This window comes from Flexivirga alba, from assembly GCF_042661025.1.
GTDB classification, from domain to species: domain Bacteria; phylum Actinomycetota; class Actinomycetes; order Actinomycetales; family Dermatophilaceae; genus Flexivirga; species Flexivirga alba.
On sequence record NZ_JBHSWH010000001.1, the window covers coordinates 3,371,174 to 3,395,663 of the forward strand.

Consider the following 24,490-nt stretch of genomic DNA (forward strand, 5'->3'; position numbering starts at 1 on the left):
CGCACATCGCTGTGGGTGTCGACATTAGGTTGACCGATGCGATGCGGTCGCCCCCTCCTCTGCACGCTCCCTATCGCATGTTGTGTTGAGCTCATCGGTCCGTGATGGGTTGGGCAGATAGTGTCACCGACTGGTCAATCGCAGGAAAGTGGCACGCCACAGGATGACCCTGACCGCGGTCGGTTAGCTCCGGCATTTCCTCCGCGCAGATCTCCTGGGCCTTCCAACACCGCGTGCGGAAGGGACAACCGGAGGGCGGATTGACCGGGCTGGGCACGTCACCGGTGAGGACGATTCTCTTCCGAACACCGCGCGCCGTAGGGTCCGGGACAGGGGCAGCAGACAGCAACGCCTGTGTGTAGGGATGGCTCGGTGCGTGATAAACGTCGTTACGGGTGCCCGTCTCGACAATCTTGCCCAGATACATCACCGCGACTCGATCGGAGATGTGCCGCACGACCGTCAGGTCGTGCGCGATGAAGACGTAGGCGATCCTGAGATCGTCCTGGATCCGTTTGAGCAGATTGACGACCTGCGCCTGGATGGACACATCCAGCGCGGAGACGGGCTCGTCGAGAATGAGCAACTTGGGGTTCAGGGCAAGTGCTCTGGCGATGCCGATCCGCTGGCGCTGCCCGCCGGAGAACTCGTGCGGATACCGCTTCGCGTACTGCGTGCTGAGCCCGACCGTGTCCATCAGCTCCGCGATCCGAGCGCCCGAGCGGCCACGCTTGTACCTGCCGTGCACACGTAGCGGCTCGGCGATGAGGTCGTGCACGGTCATCCGTGGGTCCAAGGACGCGAACGGGTTCTGAAAGACGATCTGCATGTCCTGCCGAAGCGGGCGCATCTGGCCGGCCGCGAGGGTCGTGATGTCCGTCCCCTGGAACTCGAGCTTCCCTTCAGTTGGATCCAGCAGGCGGATCAGGGTGCGACCGAGTGTCGTTTTGCCGCAACCGGATTCGCCGACAACACCCAGTGTCTCTCCTACGCGCAGTTGGAGGTTCACTCCGTCGACGGCGTGCACGGCTCCGGTTTGCCTCCGCATCAGGCCGTGCGTGACGGGAAAGTGCTTGACGAGGTCCGTCGCCTCCAGGATGACCTCGGCGTTCTCGGACAGATCACGTACAGCTTCTGGTGAGGGGCTCATTGGATGTCCTCCGCGGCCTTGAGCAGATCGTGCACGGTCTCGTTGTCGAGCTCGTTCGCAAAGTGACAGGCGGACTGATGAGCCCCGGTCTCTCCGGCCGGCGTCAGTTCCGGCCGCTGCGTGCTGCATATCTCTCGGCCACGGCTGTGCAGACAGCGAGGATGGAACGGGCACCCGGACGGAACCCGCGCCAGATCGGGCGGACTCCCCGGGATCGGACGCAGCCAGTCCTGGTCTCCGCCCGTCTGCGGGAGGCTGCCCAGCAGCCCGAGCGTGTAAGGGTGGCGAGGCTGAGCGAAGATGGTCCGAACGTCGCCGGATTCCACGACGTGGCCCGCATACATCACGACGACCCGATCGGCCATCTCCGCAATGAGCCCCAGGTCGTGCGTGATGAGCACCAGACCGGCCTGCGTCTCGGCCTGCGCTGCGCGGAGGATGTCCATCACCTGCGCCTGAATCGTGACATCCAGCGCGGTGGTCGGCTCGTCCGCGATGAGGAGCGACGGGCCGTTCGCCATGCCCATCGCAATCATTGCCCGCTGCCGCATCCCGCCGGAGAACTCGTGCGGGAACTGTCCGTACTGCCGCTCGGGCTGGGGGAGACCGACGGAATCGAGCAGCTTGACCCCGCGTCGACGCTGCTCAGCCTTGGGCACCGCGTTGTGCGCCCGGATCGCCTCCCGCAACTGCCCGCCCACCCGCAGCACCGGGTCCAGACAGGTCATCGGGTCCTGGGGGATGAGCGCAATCTCGCGGCCCCTGATGTGGCGTAGTTCGCGCTGTGATGCCTTCAGGACGTCCTTGCCCTGAAAGAGAACCCGCCCGGAGGTCACCACGCGGCTGGTCTGTGGCAGCAGCTGAAGGATCGAAAGCATCGTGACGCTCTTTCCCGAGCCTGACTCGCCTACGACGCCTACCGTTTCGCCCGGGTACACGTCGAAGCTCACTCCGTCCACGGCGTGCACGCTCTCGCTACGGCTGCGGAACGTCACTCTCAAGTCCTGAATTGACAGAATCGGCTCAGTCATCGCGTTCCCCCTAGTCCCGCAGGCTCGGGTCGAACGCGTCGCGCAGACCGTCCCCCAACAGGTTGAAGCTGAGGACTGCGAGGAAGATCGCCAGCCCCGGGAAGGTCATCTGGTATGACGAGTGGAAGATGTATGCCCGTGCCTCGCCCAGCATCGTCCCCCACTCAGGGGCAGGCGGCTGCACACCGAGCCCGAGGAACCCGAGGCCGGCCGCGACCAGGATCGTCAGTCCGATGTTCAGCGTGGCATACACGATGATCGGCGTTAACGAATTGCGCAGGACGTGGCGTCGCAAGATCGCCATTGGCTTCTCCCCGAACGCGATCGCGGCCTCGACATAGACGTCCTCGCGAATCGTGAGTGCTTGGCCACGCGCCAGTCGAATGAACTGCGGTATCACACCGATTCCGGCCGCGATGGTGACGCTCTTCGCGCCAACTCCGAAGACGGCGACCAGGACCAAGGCCAGAAGAAACGGGTTGAACGAGAGCATGATGTCGGTGCACCGCTGGATCGCGGTGTCCACCAGGCCGCCCAGATATCCGGAGATCAGCCCCAACGGCACGCCGATCACTGTGGCGATCGACACCGCCACCAGCCCGATCAGCAAGGTGTACCGACCTCCATACATGATGCGTGCCAGGATGTCCCGACCCAGATCGTCCGTGCCCAGCCAGTGCTGGGAGCTGGGTGTCTGGAACGCCGCGGCGATATTCTGCGCTGTCGGATCCTGGCTCGTCAGCAGCGGGGCGAACGCGGCCAGGAACACGAAAATCAGAAGTATCGCTAGGCCGGCCAGGGCCGCCTTGTTAGCGGCAAATATTCTCAGCCTCTTGGCAAAGGAGAGCCGTCGGGTGGCGCATCGAGCTCTGGACTGGCAACCAGGACCGTGGGCGTCGTATCGCTCATCTGTACAGCCTCACTCGCGGGTCGACCACCGAGTACAGCAGATCGGTGATGATGTTGACGATCACGAACATTGCGGCAAACGTGAGGACGATCCCCTGTACGGCGGGGAAGTCGCGGGCATTGATCGACGTGACCAGCAGCTGCCCGATCCCTGGCCAGCTGAATACGGTCTCCGTCAGGACGGCTCCACCGAGCAGCGTGCCGAACTGCAGGCCGATGACCGTCAGGATCGGGATGAACGCGTTCCGCAGGGCGTGGCGAACAGCCGTGCGTTCGCGGACACCTTTGGCGCGGACGGTCCGGACGTAGTCCTGGTCCAGCGTGTCCAGCATGGTTGAGCGGGTCATGCGAGAGACGACAGCCATGGAGAAGACGCCCAGGGTCACCGACGGCAGGATGACACTGGAGACGGTGGCGGCACCCCCGACGGGCAGCAGCTTGAGATCCACCGAGAAGACCGTGATTAGCAGGATTCCCAGCCAGTACACGGGCATGGAGACACCCGCGACACCGATCATCGACCCCAGCGCATCGGCCCACTTGCCCTTGTGGGTGGCAGCGACCACGCCGAGCGCGATGCCGAAGACGACGCCGAAGACCGTGCCGAGGATCGCCAGCTCCAGGGTGAACGGAAGAGCCGTTGCCACCAGTGATGACACGGAACCACCGGTTCGTGCTGAGGTACCCATGTTGCCGTGCAGGAGGCCCTGGATGTACCGCCAGAACTGCACGTAGACCGGCTCGTTCAGGCCCATCGACTGCCGCACCTTGGCGACCTGCTCCGGAGTGGCCTGGATGCCGGCGATCACCCGTGCCGGATCGCCTGGCAGTGCCTGCACCATCGCGACGACCACAGCGATCACCCCCAGTAGGGTGACCACCGAGCTCACGAGCCTGCGGACCAGGTATGCGGCGAACCCACTCACGCCGGGGCCTTCCTGCTACGACATCGGGGCGCGTCGATCACTTCGGGTGCGCTCCGATCGTCACGAACTTCTCGTTCGGCTGGTAGGAGATGCCAGCCAGGTTCGATTGGTAAGCGAGGATCAGCGTCTGGCTCCACAGGAAGATCCAGGGAGCGTCCTGCCAGACGATCTTCTGGATCTGACAGTACTGGGCGTTACGTGACGTCGCGTCCAGGTTGGTGCTCGCCTTCGCGAAGAGGCTCTCCACTTTCGGGTTGCTGTAGAACGAGGTGTTGAGACCGCCGTTTGTCGGCCAGTCCGACTTCAGCAACATCTGCATCTGGACCGGCGCGTCCAGCGCGGATGGCGCCCAGCCGAGAATGTGCAGCGGATACGGTCCGGTCTTGCTGTTGGGGCCCTCAATGGAGTTGAGGTACGTCGGCCAATCGGATGTCTTGACCGTGGCCGACACGCCGATGGCCCGTAGATATCCGGCGATGGCCTGCGCAGTCTGCTGATCCTGTAGGTAGCGACCTGACGAAGTTCCCAACGTGAAGGAGATCTTCCCGACGCCCGCCTGCTTGAGCAGCTGCTTGGCCTTGGTGGGGTTGTAGGCATAGCTGCCTGCAGTGCAGTGCGAGGTGATGCTGTTGGCGAACGGCGAGTCCATCTGGTCGACCGAGCTGAAAAGGATGTTCTTGATGAGGGCCTTCTTGTCAATGGCGTAGTTGAACGCCTGGCGCACCAACTTGTTGTTGAACGGAGCCTGCGTGACGTTGAAGGCGAAGAAGACCGACCGGTCGTCCGGGAATTTCGAGACTGTGATGTTCCCGCCGGATCCCAGTGCTGTCATGTCGCTAACGGGAGGATTCATGATCAGGTTGTACTGACCGGACCTGAGTCCTGCTTCGCGGGAGTTTGCCTCGGGAACGATGTTGAAGATGACGTCCTTGTAGTAGGGCTTCGCCCCCAATACCCGGAATTACGTGTCATCGTGACGCTTTCACCGTTGTGGAAGCTCACGAACTTGTACGGCCCGGTGCCCACCGGATGGACGATGTTGGTCGGCTTGTTGCCGTCCTTGGTAGCGGAGGTCGGCGAGAAGATCTCGGCCATAGTGGCCGCCAGGTTCGGCAGCAGATCGGGGTCAGGCTGCTTGAGTTCGATGCGCACGGTGTACTGGTCCACCGGAACGATGCTCTTCATGACCTGGTAGGCACCGCCGATGGGCACCTTCACCTTGCCGCTGATCAGCCGGTCGAGGCTGTACTTCACCGCCTTGGCGTTGAACGGTGTTCCGTCTTGAAACGTGACGCCGTGGCGCAGCTTGAAGGTGATTGACTTGCCATCTGGAGCCGTCTTCCAGGAGGTCGCGAGCAGCGGTTGCAGATTGCCCTTCTGGTCGAAATTGACCAGGCCTTGCAGGTCATAGTCCAGGATGTTCTGGACGGTGCTGGTGGTCTGCTGCGCTGGATCGAGGGTGTCTGGATCCACGCCGATTGCGATGTTGAAGGCTGCATTGCTCGTGCCGGCATTCTGACTGCCACCCTTACCGGATGCACTCGAGCCGCTCCCTGCACTGCCGGAGCTCGCGGTCGTGCATCCGGCGATCGCCATCGCCGCGACCGTAGCCACTGAGGCGGTGCGGAGCGCTGCCCGACGAGCAGGCTTGTGGGTCGTGTTTGTGTCTGAGACGAGCCGATTCTTCACCGCTAGCTCCTTCGAAAGCTTATGGAAAGCTCACCTGTGAGCACGCGACGCACTGGAGGACAACGTCACTCGCGGGCAGGGGTCGTACTCTTTGTGCGGGTAGGTTAGTCCCGGGCGAGCGGCGCGGATACGGCCAATTTGCAAACTGCGTGGAACCGGCATTTGATACGCCCGGGCAGGTGCATTCCGTCGGCTTGATCAGCCAAACGGAACGTTTCCTGCTCTGGGGGTGGCGCGACTGTCTACGCAGGAGCGAGGTCAGCGGACTCGAACGGGTTCTGCCAGTGACTCATCGGGACGACACCGGTGGCGTCTCCGTGCTCATCCAGGATGCGGCCCATGCGCTTGACCGTGTGCAGCACCGTGAGGCGATTTTGCACCTGTAGCTGGGGAACCGTGTCAACAAGTTGGCCTTCGAGCTCGTGAATCTCCTCGAGGTACTTGAGCCAGGCGACAACGATCAGCGATGGGCGACCAGCCACGGTGGCCACCAGGCGTACCTGCCGCAGCCGGGTGGCGGTGCGTGCCGCCTCGCCGAGCAGCGTGACGGGCACATCGAGCGACATGATGGCGGAAACCGGCCAGCCCACCCGCTCCGCAGAGACCTCGGTGCGCAGAATGACCGCTCCGCTTCGCAGAAGCTGGTCCACGCGGCGCCGTACCGTCGCCTCACTGACCTCGAGCTGATGGCTGAGGTCGGCATAGCTGGCCCGCCCATCCATACCGAGCAGCAACGACAGCTTGCGGTCGAGGTCCGCATGTTGCGCCGCGGACTCCCGTCCGGGGCGCGTGACGAGGCCGGCGCTCGGTGGCGCGGACCTGCGCCGTGGGCGTGCGTCGAGGCGCCAGTGAGAGCCGTCCTTGTAGAGCTTGGTCGAGATGCGGGTGTTGGTATGGGTGATGCCAGCAACCGTATCGACCCGGCGTAACAGGTAATTCGACATGGTGCTCAGATCAACGGCCGCAACGGTCAGGAAGAGATCTGCCGAACCAGCGGTGACCTCGACCGTGAGCGCATGGGGGTCCTGCGCCAGGGTGTGGGCCACCTCAAGCGTGGCGCCGGCAGTGCACGTGACCTCGACATAGGCAACGCAATGGGCCGACCAGACAGCCTCACCTGGGCTGGCCGTCACCCACACGACACCGCTTGCTGCCAGCCGCTCCCAATGACGCGCCGCAGTCGCCGGGCTCAGACCGGTCACTCGTGACACCGTGGCCCATGACGCTCGAGGTTCCGCCTGTAGCACCGCGATCAAAGCGAGGTCAATCTCCGACAGGATGCCGAAATCGATCATTTGATACCCACTCACAGACTGTTTTCCGCGAACTTGCACTCTAGCTGGGTTGCGGTGCCACAGTGTCGATCACGCTTGACACAAGCGGGATTCGTGGTGAGGAGAATTCAGTGGGATTGGATGACAGGCTGCGTGACGACGCTCGGACCCTCAGTGGTGACCTGGTCCAGCTGAGGCATCGGCTGCACCGGCATCCAGAGATCGGTCTGCAGCTGCCGCTGACACAGCAGATGGTGCTGGAGGCATTGGACGGTCTGCCGCTGGAGATCACGACCGGAAAGGCGCTGACCTCGGTCACCGCGGTCCTGCGCGGGGGCGGCTCGGGCGAACCCGGTAGCCGTCCGTCGGTGCTGCTGCGCGGCGACATGGACGGACTGCCGGTAACCGAGCAGAGCGGCCTCGACTACGCCAGTGAGATCGACGGTGCGATGCATGCGTGCGGGCACGACCTGCATACGGCGATGCTGGTCGGGGCCGCACGGCTCCTTGCCGCGCACCGTGACGAGTTGGCCGGTGATGTGGTGTTCATGTTTCAGCCCGGAGAAGAGGGCTGGGACGGGGCCGGTCACATGATCCGCGAGGGTGTGCTTGACGCGGCGGGCCCAACGGTGGCCTCCGCCTACGGAATGCATGTGTATTCGACGCGGTTCCCGCGAGGTTCGTTCACGACGCGACCGGGAATCTTGATGGCGGCCAGCGACGGCCTGCATGTGACCGTGCGCGGCCGTGGCGGGCACGGATCGATGCCGCACCTGTCCCTGGACCCGGTGTCCGTGGCCGCCGAGATGGTCACGTCGCTGCACGCCATGGTCACCCGGCGTTTCGACGTCTTCGATCCGGTTGTGGTGACCGTGGGATCGTTCCATGCCGGAACCAGGTGGAACATCATTCCGGACGAAGCGACGTTTGACGCGACGATCCGGTCGTTCAGCACCGAGGCTCGCGACCGCGTTCGGCAGCTTGCGCCAAGCCTGTGCAAGAACATCGCCGCCGCGCACGGGCTGACCGCGGATGCGGAATACCGCGACGAGTACCCGCCGACGGTCAATGACTCCGATCACACGGGATTCGCGACGCAGGTGGTGCATGAGGTGTTCGGCGGCCAGCGGTATGCAGAGCTGCCCACCCCGAGCGCCGGCGCGGAAGATTTCTCACGGGTGCTGACGCAGGTGCCGGGCTGCTATCTCTTCCTGGGCGCGCACACCGGCGAGACCGCAGAGGGCCAGGCGAACAACCACAGTCCGCGAGCGACCTTCTCGGATGACGTCATCCCCGACGGTGTCCTGCTGCATGCGCAGCTCGCCATCCGGGCGCTTCAGCGGGACGCACTCGCGCCGGGGCAGCGAGGAGTGGCATGAGCGCCCCCGGTGAACGCCTCGTCTTCGCAGGTGGATCAGTCTTCGACGGGACCGGCGCGGCGGTCGCGGCCGCCGACGTGGTGGTGCAGGAAGGGTCTGTCGTCGAGATCGGCACGGGTCTGGATGGTGACCGGGTAATTGACGTGACCGGGTGCACGGTCCTGCCGGGATTCTTCGACTGTCACGTGCACCTGACCTCGTCCGGCGTCGACCTGATGAACCGACTGACGACGCCGTTCTCGTATCAGTTTTATGAGGCGATGGTCAACCTACGCGCCACTCTCGCGACGGGGGTGACCACAGTGCGGGATGCCGGAGGATCGGACCTCGGCATCCAGCAGGCGGTCGCAGACGGGCTGATTGCTGGGCCACGAGTGCTGTTGGCGGTGAACATCATCGGGCAGACTGGTGGCCACACCGACGGGTGGTTTGCCTCCGGGGCGGACGTGCCGATCTCCGCCCCTCACCCAGGGCGACCGGCAGGGATCGCAGATGGACCGGACGGGATGCGACGGGTGGTGCGGCAGATGCTCCGGGCAGGGGCAGATCACATCAAGATCTGCACAACCGGCGGAGTGCTGTCCCCGCGGGACGACCCGCGGCACACGCAACTTACTCCGGAGGAGATCGAGGTCGCCGTGACCGAGGCGGCGGCTCATGGCAGCTATGTGATGGCGCACGCCCAGGGCACGGAGGGCATCAAGAACGCGGTGCGCGCCGGGGTGCGTTCGATCGAGCATGGCATCTTCCTCGACGACGAGGTGATCAGCATGATGCTCGAGCGGGGGACCTGGCTGGTGCCGACGCTGGCAGCTCCGCGTGCAGTGCTGGCGGCGGCCGCGGCAGGAGCGAACCTGCCCGTGGTGGTGGTGGACAAGGCGCGGGCAGTGTCGCAGGCGCACCGGGAGTCGGCACGGCTGGCGATCGAGGCGGGTGTGAACATCGCGATGGGCACGGACAGTGGTGTCGGCCCGCATGGGCGCAACCTCGAGGAGCTGGAGCTGCTCGTCGAGTGCGGGATGACTCCGGACCAGGCGCTGACGGCAGCCACGGGTGACGCGGCCCGGCTGTGCGGGCTGCAGGATCGGGTGGGCCGGGTTGCGCCGGGCATGGTGGCGGACCTCGTGGTGGTGGAGGGAGCGGTGGACGACCTGAAGTCGCTACCGGACCGTATACGGCAGGTCTGGCAATCAGGGAACCTCAGCATCGACCGGCTTGGCCTCGGCGACGACGCCGAGTAGGGGACGACATGAAAGTGAATGGGCCACGGCTCAGAGCAGATCTGGAGGCGCTTGCCCAGATCGGCCGCAACAGCGACGGTGGGATCGATCGCACCGCTCTCTCCGCCGAGGATGCTGCTGCCCGCACATGGTACGAAAGCCGCTGCCAGGAGGCCGGGCTCGAGGTGCGCTGCGACAAGTGGGCCAATATGGTTGCGGGGGCTGCGCATTCGTGGGACGGAGCGGCTGTATGGACCGGATCGCACCTCGACACGGTGCCGGACGGTGGTGCACTCGACGGAGCCCTTGGCGTTGTCGCGGCCCTGGAGTGCGTGCGTCGGATCACAGAGGAGCACCTGGAGCTGGCCCATCCCGTGCAAGCGGTCGTGTTCGCCGACGAAGAGGGAAATTACAGCCACCTGTTCGGCTCCTACGGACTCGTTCACGGGTACAGCGATCGTCAGCTCGCGGCTATGACCGGACGAGAAGGTGACGCCCTGACCGACGCATTGCGCGACTTCTCCTGGCGCACCGGAGAACCGTTCGATCCGGGGCGGATCCGGCATTTCGTCGAGTTGCACATCGAGCAGGGTCCGATCCTTGAGCAGCGAGACATCCCGATCGGGGTCGTCACCTCGATCGTGGGTCTTGGTGGCGCGGAGGTCGTGTTCACCGGCCGTGCCGATCATGCCGGGACGACGCCCATGACGATGCGGCGAGACCCCGGTCGTGCGGCTGGCGCATTCCTCACCCGACTGGCCGACATCGCCGCGTCCATCGGTGATGACGCCGTGATCACCTGTGGCAGATTCTCTTTCCAGCCCGGCGCGTCCAACGTGGTGCCGGACGCGGCGAACCTGGCCCTCGACTTCCGGGCGCCGACGAGCGATCAGGTCGAAGCTCTCACGCGAGCGCTCTCGACAGCCGCCCATGAGTGCGCGTCAGCACACGATGTCGGGTGCGCGGTGCATCTCGACCAGCCGGTGAGCCCCGTGGAACTGGACGCCGAGGTGCGGGACATCATCCGCGCCGCCGCAGTCAGGAACGTCCTACCCACTATGGACATCCCATCCGGCGCCGGCCACGACTCACAGAACATGTCCCGGATAGCTCCTACCGGAATGATCTTCGTCCCAAGCCATGCGGGCCGCAGCCACTCGCGCTTCGAGCACACAGATCCCGAGTTGCTGGAGAATGGTGCGACCGTGCTCCTGGAGACCCTCGTCAGCCTGGCACGGTAACTTCGAGGTGAATAGCCCAGGACCTGCCCCGGTTTGGTTGACACTGGGGGTGTGGTGGGGACGTTGTCGCGCGCCAAAGACACCACGCCGCTGGCGTCGATCCCACGGGTGCTGGGCACCAGGTCGCGATTGGAGACGCTGCAACTGCTGATGGACGGACCGAAACTGTCCAAGGAACTGCCATCCCGAATCGACGAGCTGCACATGTTGCGCGAAATCGGCGTCGTCACTTGTGAACGGCTGAGCCGACTGGAGATGCGCTGGACGCTCATATCGGACGCATTGCCCCGCATCGCCCAGCATTTGTCGGGCTGATCAACGGTCGCGTCGGTGCTCAGTGGCTGCACAGCCCGTCCGCGCGGTCTGTTCGCGCAGGTAGGCGGTGACGTCGCTGAGCGCGCGGAGCCAGTCGATCCCAGATGACGGCGTCGCGTCGAGGTCGTAGCAACCGCGTTCGCAGTCGCGCAGGGCCGCGAGTGCCTCGACGATCGCGTTGTGGCGGTCCCAGCACGGTGGGATGGTGCGGAGGTCCAGTGTGTAGCGGTCGATGAGCTGGGTGACCCAGCCGCGCAGGTCCTCCAGCAAGGCCTCTCGTTGGGTGGAGTCCAGTGAGGGGAGGTGGATCGGTCCAGCCGGTTGGGGGAGTGGCGGGCGTCGTTGCCCGCCGTACGGATTCGGCACGGGCTTGTCAGGTGCGGAAGCCGCCGGACCGGGCCGCAGACGGGCCTGCGACTGCGGTTGTCTGCGTCAGCGCGCGGACCTGTTTCCGTTTGGTCCAGGGGCTCAGAGTGAGACGCATCGGGGGCGCGGACCGGGCGAGGAGGATCGCTGTTCCGAACGGCAACGTGCGTAGCGCAGCTGGTTCCAGGATGGGCACGCGGGTGCGGGTGGTCGAGGTTGATCGGCGGCCGCCCGGTCCGCGGCTGGTGGACACGCTGCGTTCGTCGCGCTGACCGAGAAGTTTGGACAGATCATCCAGGTCGCGGGCGTTTGAGCCGCCGCCGAGGATGATCTTCATGCTCGCGGCGTCCCAGATCGCGCTGGCGGCGTGCTCACCCCACACGTGCCGGGCCTGGGCCAGCGACTGCAGCACGACAAGGGTGCCGATGCCGCAGCCGCCGCCATCGGACATGAGCGACGGCAGGGAGGGGAGCGGGTAGTTGGCGGCCTCGTCGAGTACCACGGTCAGTGGTGGCTCGAGCCGTCCGCCGAGCTGGTGCGCGGCGAGGCGGCGGGCTGTTTCGACGACGTCTTCGACTAACGCTGCGACCAGGTTCGCGGTCGCCGACGACCCGCTGGAGGTGCCGAGCAGATACAGCGTCCCGTTGGCGCGCAGGAACTGCTCTGGTTCGAATTGCTCACCGGGAGCAGGAGATACGGCGTCCAACACTGCGGGGTCGGCGAGCGCGTTGAAGGCGATGGTGACCATCGCCCAGATGCTGTCGCGCTGTCTGGGCTCGGCGGACACGATGGAGTCGAGCGCCTGGTGCCAGGACCGTGCCGCGGCGGGACGACTGGACAGGATCATGACCGCCTCGCGGGCGTGCACCGCGGACAGGGACCAGCGGTAGAGGTCTTCGCTGGTGCAATTCCCGAGCGCGGCAGCGTGCAGGAGACAGCGGACGGCCTGTTCGGCGGCGGCCTGCCAAAAGCTCGCGTCCGCGATTCCGGCCGCAGAGCGAACTGTCAGCGCTTTGGCCCGGACCATGGCGGTGTGCGGGTCGTCGCAGCCGCGGATCGGTGACCAGCGAGTTGAACTCGGTGTGGCGGGCGCGAGGTGTTGCGGGTCGAAAACCGCTACCGGACCACGGTGTTCGCGAGCACGTACGGTCGCCGCGAGGTTGTCCGGCCGGGTGCTGGTGGTCACGACCGCGCCAGGTGCGTCCAGGACTGCAGGGATGCACACGTGCAGGCCCTTGCCCGAGCGGGGTGGTCCCAGGACAACGAGCGAGTCCTCGACCGATGCCCAACAGTCGAGATTGCGTGCCGTGCCGAGCCGGTACCCCAAGTTGGGGGCGGTGGCATGGGCCTGGGCCGGCCGCAGCGTTGCTGCTCTCCGCATGAGTGCGCTCTTCCCGACGGCCCGGCGTACCTCGCGCCGGGATGGCTGCGCGTGGCGACGGGACTGCTCCCGTGTTCCCGCGTTTCGTCCGAGGAATCCGTGCAGGGCGAGTCCGGCCAGTCCGAGACCACCCAGGACGAAGGGGCCTGTCTGGGTCAGCGTTGCGCCGATCCTCGACAACTCATCCAGCATGGCCAGACCCTCCGTTCCGCTCGGTTACCGAGTGGACGGGTTCCTGGGGGCACTCGACCTGCGGCGCCCGTTTGTCAGCTGGCCAGGCTGGTCACGCCTCAGACGGACGATCAGGCGCGCATCCGCTGGTCGGTGTCGAACACACGCAGTTCGTCCGGCGTGGCGGTGTGGCGTACGACGAACGCGCGGGTGCCGACGCGCCAGAGTCCTTCTCCGGTGAGGAGGTCGGGGAGCATGGTGCGTTCGGCGGTCGTGAGGCCGAGTTGGGTTGCGGTGTTTGCGGATTCGCTGACTTCTTGTTGGTAGACGATCTTGGTGGAGCAGTCGCCGAGCAGCCCGCGAGCGAGGGCCCGCGCCTCGGAGCCGGTGTCTCCGACGGCGTCGAGGTCCGACAGCCGGTGAATGACCAGGAGATTGGCGATCCCGAGGCCGCGGGACAGTTTCCATTGTGATTGCATCCGGGCGAGCAATGCGGGTTGTCGCATGAGCCGCCACGCTTCGTCGTAGATGACCCAACGGGCGCCGGCATCCGGGTCGGCGAGCGCGGCTTCCATCCACGCTGATGCGCAGGTCATGATCATGGCCATGAGTTGGTCGGACCCGGTGATGCGGGACAGGTCGAGGGTCAGCATCGGCAGGCTCGGGTCGAACGTCACGCTCGTCTCGGCGTCGAAGAGTCCGGCGAGATCTCCGGCGACCAGACGCCGCAGGGCGTGGCCCATGTCGCGGCCGTCGCGGGCCAATTGTGCGACGGTTGCGCCCGGCATGGACTTGTCGGGGGAGAGCACGGCGTCGACGACGATCGGCAGCGTGGGCACCCGCGCGAGGGTGGCCTGAGCCAGTGCCATGTCGAGCGCGGTGTGCTCGACGGGCAGCAACGGCCGCCCCAGCGTGGAGGCCGCGAGGGATCCAATCAGTACGCGCCGTCGTTTCGACACTTCGCTCGTCCACTGCTGGTCGCTGAGGCGGTGGTCGCGGACGCCCGCGTCGAGCGGGTTCAGCCGGTGGCTGGTGCTGCCGCCGAGCTGGATCGAAGCGCCTCCGACGGCCTGCGCTACGGCGGTCCATTCGCCCTTGGGGTCGCCGGGCACGTAGACCCGCCGCCCGAGCGCAATCGACCGTGTCGCAAGGGATTTCGCCAGGCAGGACTTGCCCTTGCCGACGACTCCAGCCAGGACACAGTTCGGGTTGGTCAGGACACCGTGCTGGTAGAGGACCCACGGGTCGAAACAGAAGGCGCCGCCGGACCAGGCATCCTGGCCGACGTACACGCCGTCGGACCCGAGGCCGGCTTCAGCGAGGAACGGGTATGCGCCGGCGACGACGTTGGAGGTGGCTCGATGCGCGGGCGTGCGGAATCGTCGCAAGGACCGGGCGGATTCGGTGCCTCGTTCGCCGCCTGCCGGCAGCGGTGGTGGTTGTTTTTGTGCAGCGGGAGTCTCGTTGGTGTCGGCAGATTTCGGGTCCGCGGCGTGCGCGTGATTTTTGGTGCGCGGTTTGCGCGGGCGCACGAAGCGTCGTATGCCGCGCGCCGGCTCGGCGACGTAGAAATCGGCCGGGGCTGGCGACCGGGCGCTCACGGCGACACCTTCCGGGCGATCGGGAGTGCGGCGGCGGTGAACGCGCGAGCCTGCTGACCGTACAGGCGGCGGGTCTCACAGCCGCATTGGGTTGCGGCACGGGCAGTTTCGGCGGCTGCCGCTTCGAGGTCCGCCAGTGTCGTCGCGGTGAGTGTGATCAGACCGGTGAAGCGAATGTCGGCGTGTCCCGCAACCAGTGACCTTTCCCGGTCTGTGACGTCACGGGCTTCCACGCTGTCGGCCAGATCGGAGATCATCCCCAGCTTCGCCTTCTGGTGGGCGTCGGTGGCGTACTCGACTCGTGCGCGGCGGATGTCGCGCATGGCTTCGTCCGCGGGCACCGGCTCGTACGTGATGGACACGGTCTGCCGGACGCCCTGCTGGAAGATGAGGGTGTGCAGGAAGCTGGGTGGCGCGTCGACGCGCGGCCATTCGCTGATCCACAACACGGTGGAGTAGCCGTTGTCGTGATGGAGGTGGTCCCACTGCTCGTCCATGGACACAGGTCCGGCCCTTTCCAGCGATTGCGCTGGGTGGTCGCCGGTTTCGAAACCGGGTTGGTAGGCCGTCCGGAAGGTCGCGGCGAGTTCGTGCTCACCCAGCCAGGACTCGACGCGCAGGTCGGCGGCTCGCAAGCTCGCGGTCAGGGAGGCCATTTCCTGCTGAAGCAGGGCGGCCGCGGCGGTGAGACCCCTGCCGTGCGCGCGGCTGGACGAGTGGCTGCTGCGGGTGTCGATCGACAGGGCGACGAGTGTGCGGTGGGTGGCGGAGGCGGGCACGACGGTGGCGACCAGTTCGTCATACTGCGCGGTGACCCAGGGGTTTGCTCTGCTCGCACGGTGGGCAGCCCACCAGTTGTTGATGCCGTGGCCGCCATCCGGGATCGATATCTCCAGGACCTGTACGCGACTGCCGCTGCCCGTGGTGGCCAAGTGTGCGAGGGCGCGTGACCACCCGCACACCCGGCGCGCCTGTTCGTCGGTGGACAGCAGCACGAACGCGGGATGGCGCACGCACGCGACGGCGGTGAGGGTCTTGGCGTGTGGGTCATGCAGCATGGCCCGCCTGGTGTCGGTGTCGATGACGAACCGCATCGCCGCGGCGTCGCCGGGCAGCGCGAGCGTCCCGGTGGGCCGTGGCCGGTCGACGCGGGCGCGGAACCGGGTCTGCCCGGCCAGACGCCGCTGCACGAAGTGTCCGACCGTCGGAGCCCACTCGATGATCGGTCGCCGATGCCAGCGCGCGACTGCCGCGGACCCGACGGTCAGCCACAGTGGCAACGTCAGCAGAGCGCCGGCAACTCCGGTCAGGAATACCGACGGAATCAACAACGCGAGACTCGCCGCCAAGCAGGCGACCCGCGGCGTGGACAGCCCGAGCAGCAGCCCGCGGCGGGGCAGGCGAGCAAAGCGGACCGGCACTTCGTGGGACTCGGTCATTGTTCGTTCCTTGGCTCGGGTGGGCTGTCGGGTGTTCGGCGCTCGGAGGAGGTTGGGGCACTGGGGGTTGCGCCGGGGCAGACCGTGAGGCGCTGGCTGCGGACATCGCCTCGGGTCGGACTGCCCCGGCCCCGACGCCACCACCGACCCCAGAAGACGGCTTGGCGGCGGTGGCAGCTTTCGGGGACTGGCCTGCGCCACCCGGCGAACTTGCGAAGCGGGACGCGCTCAGCCGCGCCCCACCCGATTGAGCGCCGCGGGCGGCGGTTGCTCGCGCTGCACCACCGGCCGCCTGTCCCGCCGGGGTGGGCACGAAGGACGCGACGCGGCCGGCGGTCGCCTGCACCTTCTGCGGCGCGGCGATCACGGCGCGGGCACCAGAAGTCGTCTGCATTGCCGCGAGATGGGCGGTGTGCATCGATTCGCCGAGGAAACTGAACATCTTGACCGCTACCCACGGTGAGAGCCCCGCCATCAGCAGGATCAGCGCGCCGCCGGCAAGCTGAGTGATGGTCTGGGTGGCGCCGTGCCCTGTCGAGCCCCCGCCGTCCAGCACGGTGACCCCGATCGACATGACGATCACGAGCAGCAACTTGCACGCGATCATCGCCGAAACGAACTCGATCCACCGCCGCACCCAGGCGCGCGAGAAGTCGGCGGCGGCACCTGCGAACGCCAAGGGCGCGAGCACCGCTGCGACCAGGATCATCAGCTTGCGGATCATCATCGCCGCCCACACCATCACGCACGCGGCGATGACGAGCAGTGAGAAGATCAGCAGCACTGCCGGGTTGATGTTGCTTTCGGCGTTGATGACCAGCAGGCGTTTGCCGAGGCCGGAGATGTTGGTGCCCATCGTCTCCTGCACCACCCCGGCGGACAGGGCGTCGACCGCGGTCAGCAACAGCCGGGTCGTCGCCAGGGCGAACGCCGACCCCACGAACGAGAGCGCCAGCCCGATCACGCCGCGTCGCAGCGCACCCGGGTCACGCCACAGCGCGCCCTTGATCACCTGGATCACGAACAACGCCAGGCACAGCACCCCGGCAATGGCGCCGGTCATCGCGAGCTCACGAACCAGCGACGGGGAGGTCAGGTCGAGCCGGGTCGCGACGTCGATCTGCCGCCACAACCAGGTCGTTATTTCCGCCGCCGCTTTGCCGAACGATCGGGCGATGTTGGTGAACGCGTCGTTGGCGGCGTTGTTGACGATCTCACCGGGCAAGCAGATCGGGTTCAGTCGGTTGATGCCGGAGCAGCTCATCAGGACGGCCCCAGCGGGATGGACGTGTACGTCACGAGCGTGACGAACCGCCAGGTCGGATAGGCGGGTGGCCCCTCGAGGTTGAGGGTGAGATCGACGCTGTACGAGGACCTTTCGTGACCGACGTGTCTGGTGACGGTCGCGGCGACCTCCCGGGCCGTCACGCCCGGGTCCTGCACCTTGCCGTCCGCGACCGCGTTCGTCCAGGCCAGCGGCTCTTCGACGTTCTGGACGGTCACGGTCGTGGATGCGTGGGCATGGCCGAGGCGTGCCCACGTCGCGGCGTCAGGGATCGGATTGTCGCCCGGGTTCTCCGCCGTGACCGAGTATGTCGCAAGCCGGCCTCTGAGGTTGGGTGGGACGAGTCCGACGACCGTCGGGTCATGGGTCTGCCCGGATTCGCTTTGAACCCAACGGATTTGAGAGTCACGTGGAGTGTCGTAGTGCTGAGTCAGCAGACGGCGGACGAACTCGGCGGCATACAGGTCGGGCTGCTTGCTCGCGAGACCAGTGATCGGCGGGGGAGCGGCGCCGGTCGGCGGGGCAGAAGCGGCATTCAGCGCGGCGATGTCCTGCGCCAGCGCAGAGTTGCCGACGGGTGACTTGGCGGCCTCGGAGGAGCTCGCCGCGGGATGGCCGCCAGTGGACGAGTATCGAGCCGGCGTTGCGGCGGTCGAGGATCGATTCGCGTGGTTCGCCATCGCGAGCCAGCCGACCACGAGCGCGAGCAGCGAGACGGCCGCCGTACTCCAGAGCCAGCGTGCTGGCAAGGGGAGGCGAGACATCAGTGGATTGTTCCGCCAGCGTTGTGGAAGAACGTGACCAGCGCGTTCGCGCCGCCGATCAGCAACGCCGCCGCACACGCGACCAGCACACCGTTCTTTCCCCGACCGGCGACGTGCGGGTTGGACGAGTGGGATCCGGCAGCCCACGCGATCGCCGAGATCGCCACACCGGCGACGGCGGCCACCAGGCCGAACGTCAAAAGGGCACCGGCGATCTTCTCGAACGCCTGCAAACCGGGCAGCCCACTCGTATTCGGATGCACATCCACCATCGGGTTCAACATCGCAGACACCTTCCGCAGCAAGTGCGCGAGCCCGTCCCGCGCGCGATGTCAAGCACGACGTACAAGCCGGGGCACCATCGGGAACGCTCGTGTTCAGCAGGACTCGTCGAACAGACGGAAACGTGGCGCGACGTCGGTGCCGGTGAGCGAGAAGTTCATCGGATCAGGTCGGCTACCTCATTGAGTCCGGGAGAACACGGCATGTGCGTCCTACCGCCCAGATAGACGCACCGTGTCCGGCTCAGAGGGCGCACGGATCTGCCGAAAGCCGGACGCCAGTTGAACTTGATCAACACCGCGACCGCCAGGGTTCGGACGCTGCGCCTCGCCTCGTGATGGGCGAGCGCCTCTCGCGTCCAAAAGGGTGACGTCGTCTTGCCGCTCATCGCGTTGAGCCTGGCATTCAGCGCGTTGATGGAGAGTGCTGCCTCGCGCGGCACCCAGCCCGGCCTCGATCCACGGTGTCATCAACGCGTCCTCTAGCCGACGAGTCCGTTCGTCGGCGCCTGGTCGTGCCGCCAGTCGTTGGGGAGGTCGAGCTGTGCGGTCCGCTCTGTCACCCGGTCCCAGATCGCCATCACGATCAGGAACGCGGATTGCCGGACTTGTCTGCAGAGCTGTTCGGCCTGCAGACGCTGCCATGCGCCGGTAGTGTGACGGGGCCACAGGGTGTTCAGGTGTCCGGGGGTGTTCGATGTCGGTGCCGTTGACGGCCGCCGATCCACAGGGTCGCGACGAGCCGACCGTGCTGCAGCAAGCTGTGCGGCTCTTGGTCCTGCTCGATCGCTGTGGCCTGCCGACGAAGCCGGCCGATCCGTCCGGCACCGTAGCGGTGCTGCGCGCGGAGATGCAGCTGCAGGCGCTCGACTTCTGGTTGCGCAACCCGGACTACCTGGCCGGCGAGCTGATGACGAAGGTCGAGAACGGCGAGCTCGGCGCCTCCTACCTCCAGGTCGTCGAGGACCTCCTGGAGGGCCAAGAGCCGGACCTGCACTGGTATCCGATGCCGCGCTGGTTCCATGGTGCATACGAAGTGATCGACGACGCGTTCTCGGTGCTGAGCGCCTACGGGCTCGCCGTGGTGCGCCGTGTCGGCAGCGCCAAAAGCACCGCGCGCAGCCAGTTCTTCCTCACCGAGGCTGGTCGAGGAGCGGTGGAGGAGCTGAAGAAGGACCCGCTGCTGTCGTGGTACATCGGCCAGGCCGAGCTGGTGAAGCTCGTCGCCGGCAACGACAACGGCTCCACGCTCAAGAAGCGGCAGTACCAGCAGGCCGAGTACGCCTCGACGAAGCTCGGCACGAAGATCGCGCCGATCCACGCCGGCGTCGCCGAACGGTTGGAGATCGCCCAGGCAGCCCAGGCGAACGAAGGCGGGACGGACGCCTCGACGTCACCCGCGGAAGGAGACACATGAGCACGCTCGGTGACGCTGTCGTCGAGGTCCTTGAGCGCCGCAAGAAGGTGATCGCGAAGGACCGCGTCGAAACGATCCTGACCGACGCCGCGGTCTCATCGACCGCCTCAGCCGGTGTTCCGGCACAGCTGCGGATCAGGCGAGTTCACGTCTCCGGCACTCGTGAGTTTCAGCAAGGCGAGGGTGAAGACGCTACAGATGTGACCGCCCCGATCGACTTGAACTGGACCCCGCTCGACGGCGTCAACGGAGTCGGCAGCGAGCGGAACCTGCGCGGCAAGTCCTCCGTAGTGCACTTCGCGACATGGGCTCTGACCGGGCGCAGCCACCTGCAGGCCGACGTCGAGTCGTGGATCGACCACGTGTCGGCTGAGCTGCTGGTCGACGGTGTGCCCCTGTTCGTCGAGTTCGACGTCGCCGACGGCGTGCCCACCGGATCGATCGAGGTCGAGTCCGGCGGACGGCGCACCCAGATCGGCAACTTCTCCGACGGCAATGAGTTCGAGTCGCTCATGGGGTCAGTGATGCTGGGCCGGCTACGGCTCGACCCAATCCCGACGTTCTCCAAGGACGGGATCTCGCACACGCACACATGGCCGACGTACGCGAGCTCACTGACGGTGCGAGCCGACCAGCTCGACCCGATCCTCGGCCCGGACATCCACCTGAAGACCAAGATCCTGCAGATGTTCGTCGGCACGAGCTGGGCCTCGATGGACGCCCAGATCACCAGGGCCCTGAATGTGTCGTTGTTCGAACGCGGCGAACAGGAGCAGCGGGTCCGCACGACCAGCACCCGGGTGCCGAGCAGCGCTCTCGGCGATGCCGAGGACCGGGTCGCGCGCGCTTTGGACGCGCTCACGCTGTTCGACCCGGACGAGCCGGACGTCGACGCGGTCTACGACCTCGCTGCCCGTGCTTCCGAACGCGCTCGTGAAGCGCGCGAGCTTGAGCTGCAGCTGATGGCGGCCGGCGCGGCGTTCACGCAGGCCAGGTCGCAGCTGCGCGCCGAGCAGCATCGCAAGCGCGCGGTAGAGGAGACAGCGGTCGCGCAGGCGCTGTTCAACGGAATGAAGCCGACCGCGTGCCCACGCTGTGCCAGCACGGTCACCGTTGAGGCCTATGAAGCAGAGGTCACCGACCACAACTGCTCGCTGTGCCACAACACCTTGCATCTCGACGTGGCCGTCGCCAGCAACGCGCCTACGCCGCACGAGCACGAGCCTGCCGGCGACGACCTGGACGATGAGGTCGAGGACCCCCAGGATCCGCTCGCCGCCCTCACCGAAGCCGTCACAGAGGCCGACGCGGCAGTCTCGAAGCTCCGCGAGGATTACCAGGCAGCCGAGAGTGCACGCGTGAACGCTGAGGCGGAGGCGAACACCGCCCGCGCGAGCCTCGATCGAGCCCGCGCACGCACCGCGGCCACCCAGGAACTCATCGCTGCCCAGGCGACCCTGGACGCTCTCGAAGGTCTCGAACGCCAGGTCGAACCCGAGGGTCCCGACGAACCTGACGCGGAGACGTCGGAGCGCGACGAGAAGATCTTGGTGCTCGAGACGGCCTCGGAAGTCGTCAAGGGATGGGTCAAGCGCGACCAGGACCCGATGCTGCTTAAGGTGTCCGAGGCGATCGCCGACCTCGCCCGCAGGTTCGGGGTCTCCACCCTGGAGTCGGTAAGCATCAAGGGCAACGGCAACATGGACATCGTCAAGGGCGGCGTAAAGGCGACCTACAGCGCCCTGACCCACGGTGAGAAGCTCCGGATCAAGTTGTCCACCGCAATCGCCCTCATCCAGGTCGGATTCCGAGATAACGTCGGTCGCCACCCCGGGCTGCTGTTCGTCGACTCACCCGCCGCCGAGGAAATACCGGAGTCGGTGCTGCGAACTATGCTCGAGGCGATGATCGAGGTCGCTGCGGAGACCGAGCTTCAGATCGTCGTCGCGACCACGCACGCTGCGACGCTCAGCGACGTCCTCGACGCCGACCACCTTCTCGTCGCGACCGGCGACGACTACGTGTGGTGATCAGGGCCCGCCCGACAGCCGTCAGCCGAGTGGCGCCAGGTCGGGCAGCGGCGACATCCGAGAGGTGACATGCTCGCCGGATCACTGCGTCGTCCGTGGCACCAGGCACCGTAGGGCCGAACATGCACGACGCGATGGGAGGAAGACCGTGGCAGGTGAGCTGGACCCCGCGACCATCGCCGGAACCTTGCGCAGGCACCTCACCGGGGCGGAGCCCAGATCCGACCTCGTCGACATCCTCGGCGGTTGGGACGCCGTCGAGGTGCTCGCTCCCACGCTGGTCAACGAGCCGCTCCTGAGGCCGACGCTGAGGCTCCTGGCCCGTGGCATCGCCAAGGCCCACGCTGGCGGAACCAACGCCGGAAACGACGCCGGGGCAATCGTTGCCGCGCTCCGGCCGGCGGCCGCCGCGCTTGCCGACGCGATCACGGCCACGACCGACCCGGGCCTGTTCGAAGACACGATGGGCAGCATCTGCTCGGACGCTGATCTCGCCGACGTGGTCGGCGGCCAGGTCGCGGCCGCCTGCGTGGCGCTCGCCAGCCCACCGCGTTCCGGCACCACGACGCCTACTGAGGCCGAGGTGCTGCGTCATGCGGTGGCTCTGGAGTCAGCGACTCGCCTGGCGCTGCTCGGACACGGCACTCGCCACGAGATCCTCGCGACCTTAGCGAAGGTGAACGAGCCTCAGCCGTTGCGCTACGCCCGCGCTGTCGCGCGAACTGTCGAAGTTGCCTACGACCACTGGGACGCCGCCGGGGGAATCGACGACGTCGCCGACGTGCTCGACGTCCTCACGGGCGTCACCTCCGCGACGCGTGCGGCTCCAGCATCGAAGGAAGAGGCCGGAGTCCTCGCCGCCGCGGACGAGCAACTGCGACGCGAGATCGCGGGCGACGCCGCCTGGGCCAAGGCCCACACCGACGTCGCCCGCGCCGTCCGTACCGAGTCCGGGACCGAACTCGTTGCGCGTCTCGACGACGCGCTGGCGTCGCTGACGTTCGTCATCGCCCAGGGCGACCGACCCGATGCCGTGCTCCTGCAGTCCGCACTCGAGCTACTGCGCAACCTGCTGTCGTCGCTCAGCACCGACACCGGCCCGCAGGATGCCGAGGCATGGGCGATAACCCTCCACAGCGTCAGCGACGTGGCCGCTCGTGCACGTGAGCTGCTTGTCGACACCCACGGCCTCAGCCACTGGAGCGGCGACCGCAAGGTCTCCGTGCTCCAAGCGTGGGACCGGTTCGCGGCCGACCTCGGCTACCTGCGCGAGCACCTCGGCCGCGACAGCATCTACGACGCAGCGACCGTCATCGACGACATCCTCACGATCTACACGACGTCGAACGCCTTCGATGTGATCGCGCCCGGTCGCGGCGTCGACAACGTCGTCCGCATCATCCGACCGGCCATCTCGAAGGGCTTCGCTGCCCGCAGCGGTCTCCTGCGCAACCTCGTCGACCACACAGAGTCCATGCGCCGTCGCGTCGCCGCCCTCGATGCGCGCATCGAACTTGGCGACTTCGGACCCGAAGACGACGCGGATGCCACGGACCGCCTCGCCCAGGAACTCGCCGACCTCAGCGACCGACTCGCCACCGCTGACACGGTGCTCACAGCGGCCAAGACTAGTGCCGAAGCCGCAGTTGCGGAGCCGCCGGGAAAACCGCCTGAGCAGGAGCGACACGTCCCGCCCCTGCTCGCCGAGATGGTCGGCCTCGACGCGAACACGAGCCTGGACGCTCTCGATCAGGCGAAGCTCGACCAGCTCGCCGCCGCTCTCGCTGACCGGAGGGCATCCACCCTGCTCGAACCAGACCTCGTCGTGACCGCCGTCCGCAGGGAAATGCTGGAGAAGCTGGCCGCGAGCGCCGACTTCACTGGTGACGTCGCAGACGCGGTCACCCTGGTTCTCGATCAGCTGATTCGGTTCGTCGCGACCCGACAGGGCGCGCAGCCGTCATGGTGCGAGTACCTGTTCAAGCCCGACGCGGACGAGGCCGACCTGCACAAGGACCTTTACGACTGGCTGATGCGCGGTGAGCTCTCGAGCGCCACCAACGTCGAGGTTCAGCAGGTCGGCGGTGGTCGTGTCGACCTGATGGTCACCTTCCCCGGGTTCCACCTCTACATCGAGCTCAAGGAGACCGCGACCCAGACCCCTGTCGAGGGCAAGGTCGACTACATTAAGCAGGCCGTGACCTACGGAGCCGCCGACGTTCGCATCGGATTCCTCGTCGTGCTCCGTTCAAAGGCGCCCAAGGCCACTTCGCCCCACCCCAACCTTCGCGACCTCGTCACGCACGCTGCTTTCGAGGTGACCCTCGATGCCGCGGAGAGCCACATCGTGATGCTCGAGGTGCCCGGCGACCGGACCGCACCGTCGCAGATGAAGAAGTAGCGCACGGACTGCCGCAGTGACGTGCCACGCCTTCGGTCGCGTCCTAATCGCGGTCCGACGCCGCGAATGCGGTCACCCAGCCTCTGACCGAGCCCCGGACAACGCAACGCGAGCCCTCCATAGACCGCCTGCCGCATAACGTGCGACTTCGGGGATCTGCCGCGATCAGTGCGTCCTACCGCCGCGAGCGGACGCGGCCAGCGCGAGCCGTGCGGGACCG

General features: G+C 66.5%; 19 protein-coding genes and 1 pseudogene. 8 read left to right on the plus strand and 12 right to left on the minus strand.

Features of this window, described 5'->3' with window-relative positions; all coding sequences use genetic code 11:
• Window positions 1–91: 91 nt before the first annotated feature.
• The 6 genes and pseudogenes from ACFQDH_RS16585 to ACFQDH_RS16610 form a co-directional block, all read right to left on the minus strand.
• Window positions 92–1,150: an ABC transporter ATP-binding protein gene (locus ACFQDH_RS16585; RefSeq protein WP_382403507.1), complete on the minus strand. Its 1,059-nt coding sequence runs from the start codon at window positions 1,148–1,150 to the stop codon at window positions 92–94.
• Window positions 1,147–2,181: an ABC transporter ATP-binding protein gene (locus tag ACFQDH_RS16590; RefSeq protein ID WP_382403508.1), complete on the minus strand. Its 1,035-nt coding sequence runs from the start codon at window positions 2,179–2,181 to the stop codon at window positions 1,147–1,149. The genes ACFQDH_RS16585 and ACFQDH_RS16590 overlap by 4 nt, the downstream gene beginning before the upstream one ends.
• Window positions 2,182–2,191: 10 nt before the next feature.
• Window positions 2,192–3,010: an ABC transporter permease gene (locus ACFQDH_RS16595; RefSeq protein WP_382404886.1), complete on the minus strand. Its 819-nt coding sequence runs from the start codon at window positions 3,008–3,010 to the stop codon at window positions 2,192–2,194.
• Between the two features lie 76 nt (window positions 3,011–3,086).
• Window positions 3,087–4,016: an ABC transporter permease gene (locus tag ACFQDH_RS16600; protein ID WP_382403509.1), complete on the minus strand. Its 930-nt coding sequence runs from the start codon at window positions 4,014–4,016 to the stop codon at window positions 3,087–3,089.
• A gap of 37 nt (window positions 4,017–4,053) precedes the next feature.
• A pseudogene (locus ACFQDH_RS16605) lies at window positions 4,054–5,612 on the minus strand (ABC transporter substrate-binding protein).
• A 335-nt stretch (window positions 5,613–5,947) separates the two neighbouring features.
• Complete coding sequence (locus tag ACFQDH_RS16610; RefSeq protein WP_382404887.1) at window positions 5,948–7,000, minus strand: Lrp/AsnC family transcriptional regulator; 1,053 nt, start codon at window positions 6,998–7,000, stop codon at window positions 5,948–5,950.
• A gap of 110 nt (window positions 7,001–7,110) precedes the next feature.
• On the opposite strand from ACFQDH_RS16610, the gene ACFQDH_RS16615 reads away from it, so the two are divergent.
• The 4 genes from ACFQDH_RS16615 to ACFQDH_RS16630 are packed head-to-tail and all read left to right on the plus strand — an operon-like array spanning window position 7,111 to window position 11,134.
• The gene (locus tag ACFQDH_RS16615; RefSeq protein ID WP_382403510.1) at window positions 7,111–8,358 is read left to right on the plus strand and encodes a M20 metallopeptidase family protein; all 1,248 of its coding nucleotides are present in this window, start codon (window positions 7,111–7,113) and stop codon (window positions 8,356–8,358) included.
• Window positions 8,355–9,599: a metal-dependent hydrolase family protein gene (locus ACFQDH_RS16620; RefSeq protein WP_382403511.1), complete on the plus strand. Its 1,245-nt coding sequence runs from the start codon at window positions 8,355–8,357 to the stop codon at window positions 9,597–9,599. The genes ACFQDH_RS16615 and ACFQDH_RS16620 overlap by 4 nt, the downstream gene beginning before the upstream one ends.
• Window positions 9,600–9,607: 8 nt before the next feature.
• Window positions 9,608–10,819, plus strand: coding sequence for a Zn-dependent hydrolase (locus ACFQDH_RS16625; protein ID WP_382403512.1), 1,212 nt, complete (start codon window positions 9,608–9,610; stop codon window positions 10,817–10,819).
• A gap of 51 nt (window positions 10,820–10,870) precedes the next feature.
• Window positions 10,871–11,134: a hypothetical protein gene (locus ACFQDH_RS16630; RefSeq protein ID WP_382403513.1), complete on the plus strand. Its 264-nt coding sequence runs from the start codon at window positions 10,871–10,873 to the stop codon at window positions 11,132–11,134.
• Here the strand turns inward: ACFQDH_RS16630 and ACFQDH_RS16635 are convergent, their stop codons facing one another.
• The 4 genes from ACFQDH_RS16635 to ACFQDH_RS16650 form a co-directional block, all read right to left on the minus strand.
• Window positions 11,135–11,404 (minus strand): hypothetical protein, encoded by a 270-nt coding sequence (locus tag ACFQDH_RS16635; protein ID WP_382403514.1) that lies wholly within the window; start codon window positions 11,402–11,404, stop codon window positions 11,135–11,137.
• Window positions 11,405–11,507: 103 nt separating this feature from the next.
• Window positions 11,508–13,073, minus strand: coding sequence for a type IV secretory system conjugative DNA transfer family protein (locus ACFQDH_RS16640; RefSeq protein ID WP_382403515.1), 1,566 nt, complete (start codon window positions 13,071–13,073; stop codon window positions 11,508–11,510).
• A gap of 110 nt (window positions 13,074–13,183) precedes the next feature.
• Window positions 13,184–14,653 carry an ATP-binding protein gene (locus ACFQDH_RS16645; RefSeq protein ID WP_382403516.1) on the minus strand — a complete coding sequence of 490 codons (1,470 nt, stop codon included), beginning with the start codon at window positions 14,651–14,653 and terminating at the stop codon, window positions 13,184–13,186.
• Complete coding sequence (locus tag ACFQDH_RS16650; protein ID WP_382403517.1) at window positions 14,650–16,092, minus strand: SCO6880 family protein; 1,443 nt, start codon at window positions 16,090–16,092, stop codon at window positions 14,650–14,652. The genes ACFQDH_RS16645 and ACFQDH_RS16650 overlap by 4 nt, the downstream gene beginning before the upstream one ends.
• A 572-nt stretch (window positions 16,093–16,664) precedes the next feature.
• On the opposite strand from ACFQDH_RS16650, the gene ACFQDH_RS16655 reads away from it, so the two are divergent.
• Window positions 16,665–17,399: a hypothetical protein gene (locus tag ACFQDH_RS16655; RefSeq protein ID WP_382403518.1), complete on the plus strand. Its 735-nt coding sequence runs from the start codon at window positions 16,665–16,667 to the stop codon at window positions 17,397–17,399.
• On the opposite strand, the gene ACFQDH_RS16660 is transcribed toward ACFQDH_RS16655, so the two are convergent.
• Both ACFQDH_RS16660 and ACFQDH_RS16665 read right to left on the minus strand, forming a co-directional pair.
• Complete coding sequence (locus tag ACFQDH_RS16660) at window positions 17,356–18,141, minus strand: hypothetical protein (protein ID WP_382403519.1); 786 nt, start codon at window positions 18,139–18,141, stop codon at window positions 17,356–17,358. The two genes, ACFQDH_RS16655 and ACFQDH_RS16660, sit on opposite strands and share 44 nt — an antisense overlap.
• Window positions 18,141–18,425: a DUF6112 family protein gene (locus tag ACFQDH_RS16665; RefSeq protein WP_382403520.1), complete on the minus strand. Its 285-nt coding sequence runs from the start codon at window positions 18,423–18,425 to the stop codon at window positions 18,141–18,143. The genes ACFQDH_RS16660 and ACFQDH_RS16665 overlap by 1 nt, the downstream gene beginning before the upstream one ends.
• A gap of 694 nt (window positions 18,426–19,119) precedes the next feature.
• Between ACFQDH_RS16665 and ACFQDH_RS16670 the strand changes: the two genes are divergently transcribed.
• The 3 genes from ACFQDH_RS16670 to ACFQDH_RS16680 all read left to right on the plus strand — a co-directional run bounded on the left by ACFQDH_RS16670 (window position 19,120) and on the right by ACFQDH_RS16680 (window position 24,270).
• Window positions 19,120–19,839 carry a hypothetical protein gene (locus ACFQDH_RS16670; protein ID WP_382403521.1) on the plus strand — a complete coding sequence of 240 codons (720 nt, stop codon included), beginning with the start codon at window positions 19,120–19,122 and terminating at the stop codon, window positions 19,837–19,839.
• On the plus strand, window positions 19,836–21,869 hold the full coding sequence (locus tag ACFQDH_RS16675; RefSeq protein ID WP_382403522.1) for a hypothetical protein: 2,034 nt from the start codon (window positions 19,836–19,838) through the stop codon (window positions 21,867–21,869). The genes ACFQDH_RS16670 and ACFQDH_RS16675 overlap by 4 nt, the downstream gene beginning before the upstream one ends.
• Before the next feature lie 148 nt (window positions 21,870–22,017).
• Window positions 22,018–24,270 (plus strand): hypothetical protein, encoded by a 2,253-nt coding sequence (locus ACFQDH_RS16680; RefSeq protein WP_382403523.1) that lies wholly within the window; start codon window positions 22,018–22,020, stop codon window positions 24,268–24,270.
• Window positions 24,271–24,490: the final 220 nt, after the last annotated feature.

What these genes read in the sequence shown, in the direction of transcription:
- ACFQDH_RS16585 (WP_382403507.1), bottom strand. Translation starts at nt 1,150, where the DNA reads ATGAGCCCCTCACCAGAAGCTGTACGTGATCTGTCCGAGAACGCCGAG.
- ACFQDH_RS16590 (WP_382403508.1), bottom strand. Translation starts at nt 2,181, where the DNA reads ATGACTGAGCCGATTCTGTCAATTCAGGACTTGAGAGTGACGTTCCGC.
- ACFQDH_RS16610 (WP_382404887.1), bottom strand. Translation starts at nt 7,000, where the DNA reads ATGATCGATTTCGGCATCCTGTCGGAGATTGACCTCGCTTTGATCGCG.
- ACFQDH_RS16620 (WP_382403511.1), top strand. Translation starts at nt 8,355, where the DNA reads ATGAGCGCCCCCGGTGAACGCCTCGTCTTCGCAGGTGGATCAGTCTTC.
- ACFQDH_RS16625 (WP_382403512.1), top strand. Translation starts at nt 9,608, where the DNA reads ATGAAAGTGAATGGGCCACGGCTCAGAGCAGATCTGGAGGCGCTTGCC.
- ACFQDH_RS16640 (WP_382403515.1), bottom strand. Translation starts at nt 13,073, where the DNA reads ATGCTGGATGAGTTGTCGAGGATCGGCGCAACGCTGACCCAGACAGGC.
- ACFQDH_RS16650 (WP_382403517.1), bottom strand. Translation starts at nt 16,092, where the DNA reads ATGACCGAGTCCCACGAAGTGCCGGTCCGCTTTGCTCGCCTGCCCCGC.
- ACFQDH_RS16655 (WP_382403518.1), top strand. Translation starts at nt 16,665, where the DNA reads ATGACGATCACGAGCAGCAACTTGCACGCGATCATCGCCGAAACGAAC.
- ACFQDH_RS16660 (WP_382403519.1), bottom strand. Translation starts at nt 18,141, where the DNA reads ATGTCTCGCCTCCCCTTGCCAGCACGCTGGCTCTGGAGTACGGCGGCC.
- ACFQDH_RS16665 (WP_382403520.1), bottom strand. Translation starts at nt 18,425, where the DNA reads ATGTTGAACCCGATGGTGGATGTGCATCCGAATACGAGTGGGCTGCCC.
- ACFQDH_RS16670 (WP_382403521.1), top strand. Translation starts at nt 19,120, where the DNA reads ATGTCGGTGCCGTTGACGGCCGCCGATCCACAGGGTCGCGACGAGCCG.
- ACFQDH_RS16675 (WP_382403522.1), top strand. Translation starts at nt 19,836, where the DNA reads ATGAGCACGCTCGGTGACGCTGTCGTCGAGGTCCTTGAGCGCCGCAAG.